Origin of the sequence: Streptomyces sp. NBC_00464, assembly GCF_036013915.1 — a bacterium.
GTDB lineage: Bacteria > Actinomycetota > Actinomycetes > Streptomycetales > Streptomycetaceae > Streptomyces.
The window spans coordinates 3330544-3343999 of record NZ_CP107899.1; the positions used below are offsets into that span (position 1 = coordinate 3330544).

The 13456-nt window shown below is 72.2% G+C and carries 14 protein-coding genes; 7 read left to right on the forward strand and 7 right to left on the reverse strand.

What is annotated here, in order from left to right; genetic code table 11:
• On the reverse strand, positions 1 to 948 hold the full coding sequence (locus tag OG912_RS14800; protein ID WP_327709738.1) for a helix-turn-helix domain-containing protein: 948 nt from the start codon (positions 946 to 948) through the stop codon (positions 1 to 3).
• A 114-nt stretch (positions 949 to 1062) separates the two neighbouring features.
• On the opposite strand from OG912_RS14800, the gene OG912_RS14805 reads away from it, so the two are divergent.
• Together OG912_RS14805 and OG912_RS14810 are read left to right on the forward strand one after the other, a co-directional pair.
• Entirely contained in the window at positions 1063 to 2094 is a 1032-nt protein-coding gene (locus OG912_RS14805; protein WP_327709739.1) for a saccharopine dehydrogenase family protein, read from the forward strand.
• Positions 2095 to 2282: 188 nt separating this feature from the next.
• Entirely contained in the window at positions 2283 to 3107 is an 825-nt protein-coding gene (locus tag OG912_RS14810) for a phosphotransferase family protein (protein ID WP_327709740.1), read from the forward strand.
• A 28-nt stretch (positions 3108 to 3135) separates the two neighbouring features.
• Here the strand turns inward: OG912_RS14810 and OG912_RS14815 are convergent, their stop codons facing one another.
• On the reverse strand, positions 3136 to 3963 hold the full coding sequence (locus OG912_RS14815) for an alpha/beta fold hydrolase (protein WP_327709741.1): 828 nt from the start codon (positions 3961 to 3963) through the stop codon (positions 3136 to 3138).
• A 77-nt stretch (positions 3964 to 4040) separates the two neighbouring features.
• Here OG912_RS14815 and OG912_RS14820 point away from each other — a divergent pair, with 77 nt between their 5' ends.
• Positions 4041 to 4685 carry a sigma-70 family RNA polymerase sigma factor gene (locus OG912_RS14820; protein WP_327709742.1) on the forward strand — a complete coding sequence of 215 codons (645 nt, stop codon included), beginning with the start codon at positions 4041 to 4043 and terminating at the stop codon, positions 4683 to 4685.
• A 3-nt stretch (positions 4686 to 4688) separates the two neighbouring features.
• Here OG912_RS14820 and OG912_RS14825 read toward each other — a convergent pair whose 3' ends face one another.
• Positions 4689 to 6086, reverse strand: coding sequence for an MFS transporter (locus OG912_RS14825; RefSeq protein ID WP_327713438.1), 1398 nt, complete (start codon positions 6084 to 6086; stop codon positions 4689 to 4691).
• A gap of 272 nt (positions 6087 to 6358) precedes the next feature.
• On the opposite strand from OG912_RS14825, the gene OG912_RS14830 reads away from it, so the two are divergent.
• From OG912_RS14830 to OG912_RS14845, 4 genes are all read left to right on the forward strand, one after another.
• A complete protein-coding gene (locus tag OG912_RS14830; RefSeq protein WP_327709743.1) occupies positions 6359 to 6847 on the forward strand; it encodes a MarR family winged helix-turn-helix transcriptional regulator in 489 nt (162 codons plus the stop codon).
• Positions 6848 to 7009: 162 nt separating this feature from the next.
• A complete protein-coding gene (locus OG912_RS14835; protein WP_327709744.1) occupies positions 7010 to 8482 on the forward strand; it encodes a DHA2 family efflux MFS transporter permease subunit in 1473 nt (490 codons plus the stop codon).
• A 33-nt stretch (positions 8483 to 8515) separates the two neighbouring features.
• Positions 8516 to 9064, forward strand: coding sequence for a pyridoxamine 5'-phosphate oxidase family protein (locus tag OG912_RS14840; protein WP_327709745.1), 549 nt, complete (start codon positions 8516 to 8518; stop codon positions 9062 to 9064).
• A gap of 124 nt (positions 9065 to 9188) precedes the next feature.
• Complete coding sequence (locus OG912_RS14845; RefSeq protein ID WP_327713439.1) at positions 9189 to 9647, forward strand: DUF2199 domain-containing protein; 459 nt, start codon at positions 9189 to 9191, stop codon at positions 9645 to 9647.
• A gap of 9 nt (positions 9648 to 9656) precedes the next feature.
• Here OG912_RS14845 and OG912_RS14850 read toward each other — a convergent pair whose 3' ends face one another.
• The 4 genes from OG912_RS14850 to OG912_RS14865 form a co-directional block, all read right to left on the reverse strand.
• On the reverse strand, positions 9657 to 10355 hold the full coding sequence (locus tag OG912_RS14850) for a TetR family transcriptional regulator (RefSeq protein WP_327709746.1): 699 nt from the start codon (positions 10353 to 10355) through the stop codon (positions 9657 to 9659).
• 35 nt (positions 10356 to 10390) lie between these two features.
• Positions 10391 to 11206, reverse strand: a complete 816-nt coding sequence (locus tag OG912_RS14855) for a TetR/AcrR family transcriptional regulator (RefSeq protein ID WP_327709747.1) — start codon at positions 11204 to 11206, stop codon at positions 10391 to 10393.
• A gap of 153 nt (positions 11207 to 11359) precedes the next feature.
• Entirely contained in the window at positions 11360 to 12487 is a 1128-nt protein-coding gene (locus OG912_RS14860) for a phosphotransferase (protein ID WP_327709748.1), read from the reverse strand.
• Between the two features lie 144 nt (positions 12488 to 12631).
• On the reverse strand, positions 12632 to 13453 hold the full coding sequence (locus OG912_RS14865; protein WP_327709749.1) for an HAD family hydrolase: 822 nt from the start codon (positions 13451 to 13453) through the stop codon (positions 12632 to 12634).
• Positions 13454 to 13456 lie beyond the last annotated feature (3 nt).

Here is a 13456-nt window from a genome sequence, read left to right on the forward strand (position 1 = left end):
TCAGACGGGCCTGGCGCCGCGGAACGCGCGCCGGTAGCTGTCCGGCGGGACGCCGACGATCTTCTTGAACTGGCGCCGCAGCGTCGTGGCGGTCCCCATGCCGACGGCCCGGGCCACCGCCTCGACGCTCTCGTCGGTGGCCTCCAGCAGCTCCTGGGCGCGGCGCACGCGCTGGATCAGGAGCCACTGGATCGGTGTCTGCCCGATCACCGACCGGAACTGCCGTCCGAGGTGACGCGGGCTCGTGTTCGCCTTCCGCGCCATGTCGGTCACGGACAGCGGCTGGTCCAGCCGCTGCTGGACCCAGGCGAGCAGCTGGGCGAGCGCGTGGTCGCCCGAGACCTGCACCGGAGTGGACACGAACTGGGCCTGGCCGCCCGGCCGGTGGGGCTGCATGACGAGGCGGCGGGCGACCGAGTTGGCGACGGCCGCCCCGTGGTCGAGGTGGATCAGGTGCAGGCAGAGGTCCACGGCGGCGGCCTTGCCCGCGGACGTGAGCACGCTGCCGTTGTCGGTGTACAGGACGTCCGGGTCGACCTCGGCCTGCGGATGGCGGGCGCTCAGCTCGGCGGCGTGGGCCCAGTGGGTGGTGGCCCGCCGGCCGTCCAGCAGGCCCGCCGCACCGAGCACGAACGCCCCGGTGCACAGCGAGGCGACCCGCGCGCCCGCCTCGTGCGCCGCGCGCACCGCCTCGACCAGGTCCGCCGGCGGCGGTACGTCGATGTCGACGCACGCCGGAACGATCACGGTGTCGGCGGCCGCCACCCGGTCCAGCCCGTGATCGGGCTCGACCTTGAACGGACCGACCTGCACCGGACCCGGACCGCAGAGCTGTACGTCGTACCAGCCCTCCGTCGCCTCGCGCGGCGGGTTGCCGAAGATCTCGTACGCCACCGCCAGTTCGAAGTGCAGCAGCTCACCGGCGGCCAGCAGAGCGACAGTTGGCATGTCCGAAAGTGTACGCATGCTGTCGGTCCGGACCCTCACGACCGGACACCGCCCGCACCGAGACTGAACACATCGGCACAACGGGTCGAGTCACCAGGTCGGGAGCGGGGAACCATGAGTACAGCGGCTGCGGTAGTGGTCTACGGGGCGACCGGGCACACCGGTCGATTCATCGTCGCCGAGCTGCGCCGGCGCGGCTTCGCCCCGGTCGTCTCCGGCCGGAACACCGCCCGCCTGGAGGCGCTGGCGGCCGAGTGGGGCGATGTGGAGGTGCGGCCGGCCGGCGTCGACGACGCGGGTGCGCTGGACCGGGCCCTCGCCGGGGCGGCTGCCGTCATCAACTGCGCCGGCCCCTTCGCGGTGACCGGCGGCCCGGTCGTCGAGGCGGCCCTGCGGGCGGGGATTCCGTACGTCGACGTCGCGGCGGAGATCGAGGCGAACGTCGCGATGTTCGCCGACCACGCGGAGGCGGCCCGGAGGTCGGGCGTCCCGGTGGTGCCGGCGATGGCCTTCTACGGCGGTCTCGGCGATCTGCTGGTCACCGCGGCGATGGGCGAGTGGACGGCCGCGGACTCGGTGGATGTGGCGTACGGACTGAGCAGTTGGCGTCCGACAGCGGGCACCAGGGAGGCCGGACAGGTCTCCCACGAGCGCCGCGCCGGCCGCCGGGTGCGGTTCGCGGACGGCGCGCTGCGCTACCACGACGACAAGGTGTCGCAGGCGGAGTGGCTCTTCCCCGAACCGCTGGGGCGGCGCACGGTGGTCTCGGAGTTCACCATGGCCGACGTCGTCACCGTCCCCAGCCATGTGAAGGTGCCCGAGGTCCGTACCCACATGTCCGTGGAGGCGGCGGGCGACCTGGCCGGGAAGGACACTCCGGCGCCGGAGGCGGTCGACGCGCTGGGCCGCTCGGACCAGACGTTCGTCGTCGACGTCCTGGTCCGCGCGGGCGGCGTCGAGCGCCGCGCCACGGCGCGTGGCCAGGACATCTACGCGGTCACCGCGCCCCTGGCGGTGGAGGCCGTCGGGCGCATCCTGGCCGGCCGCACGCGGACCACGGGGGTGGCATCGGCCGGTGCGATGTTCGACGCGGCGGACTTCCTCCGCGCGCTGACCCCGTACGTGACGGTCGAGCTTCCGGCCTGACCTCGCGGGCATGGCCCTCCCGGCTGCCCGCCCGGCGTGCCCGCGCGGCAGGAGAGCCTTGGCTGAGGCCGGGCAGGTGGACCTTGGCTGCCGCCCGGCGGGAGAGCCTTGACTGCCGCCCGGCAGGAGAGCCTTGGCTGCCGCCCGGCAGGGGGACCTTGGCTGCCCGCCTGGCAGGATCGCCTCCCATGACTGCCGCCTCCTGGAGCACACACGCCCTCGACCTCGGCCCCGAGACGGTGACCAAGAGGTTCCGTCCCGGCTCCCGCGAGCAGAGCGCGCGCGAATGGCGGGCGCTCACGCTCCTGGACGCCCATGCGCCCGGACTCGCCCCCGCACCCCGGCAGGCGGATCTCGCCGCCGACGAGCCGACCGTGGTGATGTCCCGGCTGCCGGGCGGGCCGCTCCGGGGCCGGCGGCTCGGCGACCGGCAGCTCGACGCCCTGGCGACGGCGGTGAGCGAGGTGTACGGGGCGGTGCCCGCTCACGTACTGGACGAGGTGCCCGTCAGGCCGGGGCACCGGCAGTACCTGACCGGCCGGATCCGGGCCTGGGCACCGCGGGCCCGCCCCCGGGTGGGTCCGGAGGTGGGCTGGGCCATGGACGGCGGGCTGGAATGGCTGGCGGGCACGGGGCTGGAGAGATCCGGGCTCGGGCCGCCGGATGTCCGCCCGGTGTTCGGCCCCGGGGACGGCAATCTCGCCAACTACCTCTGGGACGGCTCCCGGGTACGGATCGTGGACTTCGAGGAGTCCGGCCGCAGCGACCGTCCGCTCGAACTGGCGGAGATCACCGAGCACGTGGCCGCCTGGGTCGACGAGCCCCTGGATGCCGAGGCGTTCCTCGGCCGGTTCGACCTGGACGCCGGCGAGCGGTCCCTCCTGCTCGAAACCCGTCGGCTGTTGGCGCTCGTGTGGCTGTTCCTGCTCGCCTTCGACGACCCCGACCATCCGCGCAACCCTCCGGGGACCGCCGAACGGCAGGCCGCGCGGTTGTCCCGGCTGCTGGCCTGAAACGGCTCGCCGGGGCCCGCCCCGCCATTCACCCGAGAAAGGCCGCCACGGCCTCCACGAACCGGCCCGCGTCGTCGACCCACGGACAGTGCCCCGCCCCCTCCTGCACGACGAGCGCCGCGTCGGGGAACAGCCCGGCGAAGGCGGCCGTCGAGCGGGGCGGGCTGTTCAGGTCGAACTCCCCTGCCAGCAGCAGGACGGGCGCCCCGAAGCCGGCCAGCGCCGCACGGGTGGCCGCCGGGTCGAAGGCGCCCTCGGCTCCGAAGAGGGCGACGGCCTCCGGGTTGTCCGGCCGGCTCGCCGCATGGTGCTCGCGTGCCGCCGCATCCCACCGGCCGTAGAAGAACGGGTCGACAGCCGCCCAGTCCCTGCCCGTCCCCCGGGTGATCGCCTCCAGCGCGGCGAACGCCCCCGGGAACCACGGCTCGCCGCTCCGCAGCCGTGCGAGCGCGCGGCGCTCCTCTCCCGTGATGTCGATGCCGACGGCCCGGGCGCCCGGGGCGATCAGGGCGAGCCGGCCGACGCGCGACGGGTGGCGGGCCGCGTACTGCACCGCGATGTTCGCGCCCGCCGAATGACCGAGCAGGTCCGTACGGGCAAGGCCGAGGTGGCGGCGGAGCGCCTCCACGTCGTCGACGAGGCGGTCGCAGCGGTAGGTGGAGACGTCCTCGGGAACCGCCGACCGGCCGGTGCCGCGCAGGTCCGAAACGATCAGCCGGCGGTGGACGGACAGGCCGCCGAGGTCGCCCAGGTAGCGGGAGTCCGCGGGGCCTCCGGGGATGCAGACGACGGGTTCGCCCTCTCCGTACGTGCGATAGGCGAGACGGGTTCCGTCGGATGCGCTGAAGGTGGCCATACGACCGACCTTGCCACTCATAACCAGGTTGTACAACCTGGTTATGAGTGGCGGCTCGGTCGCGGTATAACTGAGATGTGGCAGCCGGAAAGAGCACCGAGAACACCGAGAAGACCCAGCAGCCCGCGGGGACACAGCCCCCCGCGGCGCTCACCGAGGAGCAGGCCGGGCGGATGCTCGCCGGTATGAACGACGTCATCCGGGCCGGCGAGGAGATGCGGAAGCTCCGCGCCGAGATGATCAAGGTGTTCATCGGCTTCGGCTGGACCCAGGACCGCATCGCCCGGCTCACCGAGATGAGTCAGCCGGCCGTGTCCAAGCAGGTCACGAAGTACCGGGAAGCCGATCCCGCTCCGCCGATGGACCTCTCCCTCGACCAGCACGACGCGCCGTGGCTCGAAGGGCGCCTGTGGGGCCTGGCCGAGGACCTCTCGGAGACGTACGCCGACACCGCCCGCTGCACCCGCTGCGTCGGCGCGCTCGCCCGGGGGAAGAAACGCTTCACTCCCGAGAACGTCGACGAACTGCGCCGGCTCGTCGAGGAGGACCTGCGGCTGCATGCCGCGGAACTGCCCGACGGCCACCGGAGGGCGTACGACGAGATCAGCCGCGGTCTCGACGTACGGTCCGGGACGTCCGCCGCCCCGGCCGGCCCGGCATCCGTACGACGCACCCTCGCCCACCGGATCCAGCGCGACCGGCTGAGGGGCGGGACGCCCTGAGGCTCAGGTGCTGCGGGCGCGGACGGCGAGGCTCGCCGCCAGGACGCTGGGCACGAGCAGCAGGCCGAAGGCGGCGGCGTACCCCGGCAGTTCGGCGGAGCCGAAGCCCAGGAAGAGGTTGAACACGGCGGAGGCCACACCCATCACCGCCATCTGGCCCAGGTTCTGACTGGTCTGCATCGCACTGCTCGCGTACCCCTGCCTGCCCGGCGGGCTGTGCGTGAGCGAGAGCAGGGTGAGCGACGGGGCGGCCATGCCCATGCCGACGGCCGCGAGGACCATGGCCCCGGCGGCGGTCAGGGCGGGCAGCGCGGGCAGCGTCCCCACCGCGGCGACCGCCACCGCCGCCCCCATCACCAGGGCACCGGCCGTGACCAGCCCGTGGCGGGAGACACGCCCCTGGAGGCGGCCCTGCAGCCAGGAGGAACCCGCCCAGGCGATCGCGGCTCCCGTGAAGGCCAGTCCGGTCTGCACGGGCGGCACGCGCCGGGCAGTGGTCAGCAGCAGGGGCACGAAGGCCTCCAGGGTGAAGTACGCCCCCGACGTCAGCCCGCGCAGCAGCACGGCGGCGGGCAGTCCGCGCGCGGCCCGCCAGGTGCCGGGCGGCAGCAGCCTCGGTACGCACACCACCAGCAGGGCGAGCCCCGCCGCCCCGCACAGCAGATGGCGCAGGTCCCAGCCCGAGACGGCGTACTGCCCCAGCGCCGCACCCACGCTCACCGCCGCCGCGACCATCAGCGCGGGCCGCGGTGTCCGGTTCTCCACCGCGTCGGAGGCCGGCTTCGAGGGAGCCTGCCAGGAGGGGCTGCGCAGCATGACGACCACGACCAGCGACGGGATCACGGTCAGGGCGGCCAGGCCGAAGAACACGACGCGCCAGGACCACCAGGCGGCCACGAGACCCGCCAGCGGCGGTCCGGTCAGCGACGGGATGATCCAGCAGGTGCTCATCAGCGCCAGGGCCTTCGCCCGCAGCCGGTCCGGATAGGCGTGCGCGATGGCCGTGTTGATGGCCACCGCGATCATCCCGGCCGCCACCCCGTCCAGGAAGCGGCCGACCGCCAGCTGCCAGATGGAGGTGCTGGTGGCCGACACGACCAGGGTGACCACGGCGAGCACCACACCCGCCGCCAGCGGGCGTCCCGCCCCGGCGCGGTCCGCCCAGTCACCGCCCAGCACCCCGCCGAACAGGCTCGCGGCGACGAAACAGCCCGCCACCAGCGGGTAGAGCGGTACCCCGTCCAGGTCGCGGGCGGCCACCGGCAGCATGGGCACGACGGCGAGCGCGGCGAACCCCGTCAGGAACATGACCGCGGCGAAGCTGAACGTGGCGGCGGCGTACCTCCGCGAGAACAGCCGCTCCTCGGCGGGCGCCGGCCGCGTCGTCGCCCGGCCGGTCATCGCCGCCCGCCCGCCGTCGGCCCGCCGCACCCGTTACTGCCGTTGCCGCCACGGACACGGGCGCACTCGCAGACGCTGCGGACGTCGTGGACGTCGTGGACGTCATGGACGAACACTTCCGGATCATGGGTCACGGGCGTCCAAGCTAGGCGGGCCGCAGGACGGCCCGCCACTGGATTTCGCACCGGCCGCCGCCCGTGGCGGAGCCCGCGAGGACAGACAAGTCTACTTACGGACGATCCGCCACAGACCGAATTGTTACGCTGGCGGACATGACCGCCATGGCACCCACCCGCACCACACCGGACCTCTCGTACCTCCTGGACCACACCAGCCACGTCCTGCGGACCCAGATGTCGGCAGCGCTCGCCGAGATCGGGCTCACCGCCCGCATGCACTGCGTGCTGGTCCACGCCCTGGAGGAGGAGCGCACCCAGATCCAGCTCGCCGAGATCGGCGACATGGACAAGACCACGATGGTGGTGACGGTGGACGCCCTGGAGAGCGCGGGCCTCGCCGAGCGCCGCCCCTCCAGCCGGGACCGGCGGGCGCGGATCATCGCGGTCACCGAGAAGGGCGCCGCACTCGCCGCGCAGAGCCAGGAGATCGTCGACCGGGTGCACAAGGAGGCGCTGAGCAGCCTCCCCCGCACGGACCGGGAGACCCTCCTGCACGCCCTGAACCAGCTGGCCGGCGAGCACCTGGCCACCCCGGCCGAGAACCCGCGTCCGGTACGCAGGGCCCGGCAGAGCCAGAAGTAGGCACCACGGCACCCACCACCGCCCCGCGGCACCCCACCACCACTCCACGGCACACCCGCCACCGGACCGCGGGATCCGCAGAAAATAGAACCGAAAGAAATAGTCCACAACAAAACCATCTGCTACGTTCTCTCTTGTCGAACCCACCGACAGGAGAGCCCGATGTCTGCCACCGCACCCACCGCACCCAAAGCTCCCGCCCCCGCACCCGCACCCCCCACCACCCGCTCACGCCGCCTCGCCCTCGGCGTGATCGCCACCGGTCTGCTGATGACCGTGCTCGACGGCTCGATCGTGACGGTGGCGATGCCCGCCATCCAGAACGACCTCGGGTTCACACCCGGCGGCCTCAGCTGGGTCGTCAACGCCTACCTGATCGCCTTCGGCGGCCTGCTGCTGCTCTCGGGCCGGCTCGGCGACCTCATCGGCCGCAGGCGGATGTTCCTGGCCGGCACCGCGGTCTTCACCGCCGCCTCCGTACTGGCCGGGGCGGCCGGCTCCCCCGCCCTCCTCATCACCGCGCGCTTCCTCCAGGGCGCCGGCAGCGCCATGGCCTCCGCGGTCGGCCTCGGCATCCTCGTCACCCTCTTCACCGAGCGCCGCGAACGGGCCCGCGCCATCGCCGTGTTCAGCTTCACCGGCGCCGCAGGGGCCTCGATCGGCCAGGTGCTGGGCGGGATCCTGACCGACGCCTTCGGCTGGCACTGGATCTTCTTCATCAACCTGCCGATCGGTCTCGCGGTCCTCCTCGTCGCGCTGCGTGTGCTGCCCGCCGACCGCGGGCCCGGTCTCGCGGCCGGCGCCGACGCCGTCGGCGCGTTCCTGGTCACCGCCGGGGTGATGCTGGGCATCTACTCCGTCGTCGAGGTCGAGTCGTACGGATGGCTGTCGTTGCACACGATCGGCCTCGGCGCCCTCGCACTGGCCCTGCTCGCCCTGTTCGTCGCCCGCCAGGCCACGGCCCCGGCCCCGCTCCTTCCCCTGCGGATCCTCGCGTCCCGGAGCGTCGCGGGCGCCAACCTGGTCCAGATCCTCATGGTGGCCGCGCTGTTCTCGTTCCAGATCCTGGTCGCGCTGTATCTGCAACGGGTCCTCGGCTACGGGGCCACCGCCACCGGGCTCGCCATGCTGCCGGCGGCCGCGGTCATCGGTGCGGTGTCGCTCGGGGTGTCGGCCCGCCTCAGCGCACGGTTCGGCGACCGCAACGTCCTGCTTCTGGGGCTGGCCCTGCTGATCGGGGTGCTCGGGCTCCTCACCCGGCTCCCCGTCCACGCGCACTACGCCGCCGATCTGCTCCCGGTGATGTTCCTCGCCGCCGGATTCGGCCTCGCCCTCCCCGCGTTGACCACGCTCGGCATGTCGGGGGCAGGTGAGGCGGACGCCGGGCTCGCCTCCGGGTTGTTCAACACCACCCAGCAGCTCGGCATGGCCATGGGCGTCGCCGTCCTGTCCACGCTGGCGGCCTCCCGTACGGACACCCTGCTCGCCGACGGCAGCAGCCGCGCCGAGGCGCTGACCGGCGGCTACCACCTGGCGTTCGCCGTCGGCACCGGCCTGCTCGCCACCGCCTTCCTCGTCGCACTCGCGGTACTCAGGCGGCCGGACCGCGCGACCGCAGCCGCCCCGTCCGCCTGACCGCACCCCATCCAGCAACCGAAGGACACCACCATGACCACGCACCCCACCACCGACACCGCTCCCACCATCACCACCGACACCGCTCCCACCATCACCACCGACACCGACACCGGTCCCGGCAACGGCCCCGCCCCGCGCACACTCACCGAAGCGGAACTCTCCCAACTCCTCGGCGAGCAGCAGTTCGGCGTCCTCGCGAGCGTGCGGCGCACCGGGCACCCCCACCTGACGACGGTGCTCTACTCCTGGGACGCGAAGGAGCGCGTGGTGCGCGTGTCCAGCACCGCCGACCGCCTCAAGCCGCGTCAGCTGCGTACCGATCCGCATGCGGCACTGCACGTCAACGGCCCGGACGTGTTCTCGTTCGCGGTGGCCGAGGGCGAGGCCGAGGTGTCCGCTCCGGCCGCCGTGCCCGGTGACGCGGTCAGCCGCGAACTCCTGTCCCTGACGCCCGGTTTCGAGGACCCGGCCGAGGAGGCGGCCTTCCTGGCCCAGGTGGTCGCGGACCGGCGCGTGGTGATCCGGATCCGGGTCTCCCGCCTGTACGGAACGGCGCTGGACATCCCCGCCGCGGACTGACCCCAGGCGGCGGGGTCGCACCGGGCCCATGTGCGCGACAAGCGGAGGCTCTAGGATCCCGCCCATGGCTACCGACCCCGGCTACACCTGCTCCCGCTGCGGCGAACACCACACGGAACTCCCGATGGGGTACTCGACCATGGCGCCCGACGTCTGGGACGCGAGCCTGGAGAGCGACCCCGACAGCATGCTCTCGACGGACCAGTGCATCGTCAGACACGAGCACTACTTCATCAAGGGCCTGATCGAGATACCCGTGGCCGGCAGCCGGGAGCCGTTCTCCTGGGGCGTCTGGGTGTCCCTGAGCCGGGAGAACTTCGGCCGTGCCCTCGATGTGTGGGAGACCCCGGGCCGGGAGTCCGAGAAGCCGTACTTCGGCTGGCTCACCACCGAGTTGGGGCTCTACTCCCCCCGTACGACCAACCTCAAGACCAATGCGCACACCCGCCCGATCGGCCGGCGCCCGCTCATCGAACTGGAGCCGACCGATCACCCGCTGGCCGTGGAGCAGCGCACCGGCATCACGCTCGACCGGGTCCGGGAGATCGCCGAGGCGGTGCAGCACGCCGAGGACGGCCGATAGGGCCGGGAGTCAGTCCTCCAGCCCCGACCGCAGCTGTACGAAGCCCTGCTCGGCGGCCTCGACGGCGTCCGCGTACACCTGGTCCGCGGTCCGGCCCTCGCTGATCCGCTGCCAGTTCTCCATGGCCAGGATGCGCAGGACCGCGACGATCTGCCCCGCGGCCAGCCGGTCCGCCACCCTCTCGCCCAGGGCCCGGGCGAGAGCGGCCTCCGAGCGGCCCTGGTAGGCGTAGAGCCGGGCCACCAGGGACGGCGTCCCGTACAGCAGCCGGTGGAACGCCAGCACCTGCGGTACGTCGCACAGCCCCGTGACCGGGTCGCGCGCCTCCAGCCCGTCCAGGAAGTGACGCCGCAGCGCGTCCAGCGGGGACTCCCCCTCCGCGCGGCCGGCGACCACCCGTGCGGACTCGTCCTCGTGGTCGGCGAACCGGTGGAGGGCCAGGTCCTCCTTGGCGGGGAAGTACCGGAACAGCGTCGGCTTGGAGATGTCGGCGGCGGCGGCGATCTCCGCGACCGAGACCTTGTCGAAGCCGCGCTCCAGGAACAACGAGATCGCGGCGTCGGAGACGGCCTGATACGTCAGCTGCTTCTTCCGCTCCCGCAGACTCATGGGCGTACGGGGGGTCGGCGCTGCCGCGTCCCCACCCGCCGTCGCGTCCGTCGCGTCGGCTGCCGTACGGGGGCCGGGCTTCTCTCCGCTCATGACCATGAAGCGTACGCCCTTGACCTCAACCGAACTTGACGTCAGCCGCCGCCCGGCCCCGTACCGGAAGGCTCCGCTCCGCCCTCCTGTGCGCGGGAGCGGATCAGCACGTCGACCCCGTCCAGCACCCGTTCGAGACCGAACCTGAACTCGTGATCGAACTCGTCCGGCACCCGCATCCCCCCGGCCGCCATCAACCGGGCGAGCGCGGGATGACGCACGGGGTCCACCAGTCGGTTCACCGTACGGACGTACCCCTCCACGACCTCCTCCACCGGCACGCCGCGGGACTCGACCGCGGCGCGGAGATCGCCCATCAGCAGCGCCTCGTTCCGCACGAAACCACTGACCAGAAGGATGACGGACATCTCCTCACCCGCGTCCAACCCGGTGCCTGCGAGCGCCTGGAGACCCTGCTCCCACCAGGCGACGGAGTTCGGACTGGCGGGCGGTCCGGCGACAGGGATGCGGAGCATCCACAGATTGCGGTGGAAGACCCGGCGCTGCGCCCGGGCCCACTGCGAGAGCGCCTCCCGCCAGCCGGCGCTCTCCTCCTGGACGGGGAGCGGGGGCGGCGGACCCATGGCCGCCTCCTGCATGAGTACGTAGAGCTCGTCCTTGGCGGCGACGTACCGGTACAGCGACATCGTGGAGGCGCCGAGGTCCTTGGCGACCCGGCCCATCGACACCGCCCCGATCCCCTCGGACGCCGCCACCGCGACCGCGGCGTCCACGATCCGCTCCAGACTCAGCCCCGGCTTCGGCCCCTTCACCGGACGCGCCCGCAGCCCCCAGGCAGCCTCGATACTGGCCGGCAGGCCCGTACCGCCCGGCGAACCGTTCCCTTGCTGCGTCACGTGAACCCCGCCTTCCCTTGGCGGCCATCCTAGTTATGCGTACTCCTCACGCAGCAACGCGTATGACACACACAAGGGGAAGCTCCATGCGTTGCGCCGGACGTGTCGCCGCGAGCACGGCCCGCAACCTGGCCCCCACCACAGGGCCGCTGCTCAGGGGGCGGACGCGGTGGCGCCTGGCGGCCGGCAGCAGAGCCACCGCCGGTAGGCGGCAACCACCTCTCGGACGGTCGGCACCCGCCCCAGGCCCAGCGGGGCCTGGGCTGCCGCAACCGTCTCCTGGATCCGCCGGGACGCCGGGGACAGCTGCCGATCGGACCCTGGCCCCTCGCTCAGCGACAGAGCCGTACGGATCACATCGGTGTAGACGGACTGCGCCCGTTTGTATCCGAGCAGTACCGGCAGATCGTGTTCCCACCCCTCGGAACTACCGGGCCTGGCACGCTCGACCTCGGACAGCCAGATCCCGGTGATCCGTTCACGCTCGTCGCTGGGATAGCGCATCAGATGGAGATGGGTGGCCAAGTCGTAGAGCGGGTCACCGATCATGGCAAGCTCCCAGTCGATGGTCCACAGGTCGCCACGCCGGTCGACGATGAAGTTCTCCCTGTGCAGGTCGCCATGGACCAGTACGTAGGGCCTGGGAGTGAGTTGGCGTGCCTGTTTCCGCAGACGCTCCAGGCTGTCCCCACGTATGCCGAGGCCTGAGAAGAGGGCCCCGTAGCCCGGGAGATGGCGCCGATAGACGTGACGCTCGGTGAAGTCGATCAACCGGGCGAGAAAGGCGGCGGAGTCGTCCCTTCGTCCGTCCGGCCGGCCCGGTCCGCATCCTTCCTCGATCTCGTCGATGCCCACCGATGCCAGCTCACGGAAAAGCACACCGATCTGGTGCTCGTGATGCCACGACAGGGGGCGCCCGGGAGGGGACAGTTCACCCAGTGTCCGCCCCTCGATGAAGGTGTAGAGAGAGACCGACTCGCGGTCGACGACAGCGGGGATACGGGTGATGCGCCCCGCAAGAGCGCGCACGAGCTCCTTCTCCGAAGAGAACCAGCGCAGATCGAACCAGAACAGCCCTGCCCGCGGATCCCGGCACTTCCACCAGCTCTGGACACCGGATCCGCCGGTCGCCGGAAGCGGAAAGGCATATGTCTCGTGGTGATATCCCTTGAGGGGACCCACCAGCAGACGCTCGTCCGGGACGAGAGCGGCTGCGCGTTCCCGTGCACCCGGCACCGCACCGGCCGAGATCCCGGCAGCGCCGGAAACCGGGAATGCCATCACCCACGGCCCCGGTCCGGGACGGCCGAGACGCACCCCGGGTCCCTCATCGGCCGACGGAAGGCTCCGCGGCCCGGCTCACTTCCCCGTTGGCGCCCCATACAGTGAAGGTACAACTACCATCGGGGCCTGCGCACTTGTGGCTCAGAGCACCGCCGCCGCGTCGGCCAGCACCTGCATGGTCGCGATGACGGGCGACGGAGCCTCGTCCGCCCCTGGGGCACTGAGCATCTGCCGCTTCTCGGGCTTGCGGTGATAGCCGAGGAACGGCATCCCGGCACGCCGCGCCGTCACCCGGTCCGAGACCGAGTCGCCGATCATCAGATGCGCGGATGCCTCGGCGCCCGACGCCCTCATGACCTCGTGGAGAATCCAGGGGTTCGGCTTCATGCGCGCCGCCTCGGCCTCGCACCGACCGAGCACCGGACCGGTGAAGTACCGCCACAGCGACTCACGTTCGAGATAGCGCCGGATCGCCTCGTAGTGGTTGTTGGATGCCACAGCCAGACAGTGGCCGGCCACGGACGCACCCGCCCCCCGGCGCAGGCCCAACTCGCTCCAGGCGCGAATGAAGTCAACGGCTCCCGGCGTCGGCTCCGCGTGTTCCGCAGACTTGAGCTCCCAAGCGGTCAGCGCGCTCTGCATCTCACCAACCACGGCGAGCCACGCCTCGCAGTTCCCTCGGTCGGCTGCGGCTCGTACGTACGCGCTGAAGATCTCGTGAGGATCCCGGCACCCCCACACGGCCGCCAGGTCGAGGCCGTGGCACTTCGCAATGTCCAGCAGGTCCTCCGCGATACGGCCCGCCACACTCTCCTGGCTCGGGCCTCCGGCGAACAGTCGGGCGACGGGGCCGTCGAAGTCGAGCACCACGCACCGTGTCCGGGCGAGCATGTCCCGCACGGCTCGCACGGAAAGGTCTCCTGCCACCCGCGCACCCTCCGCGGCGGCCTCGGGTGTAGTCATGAA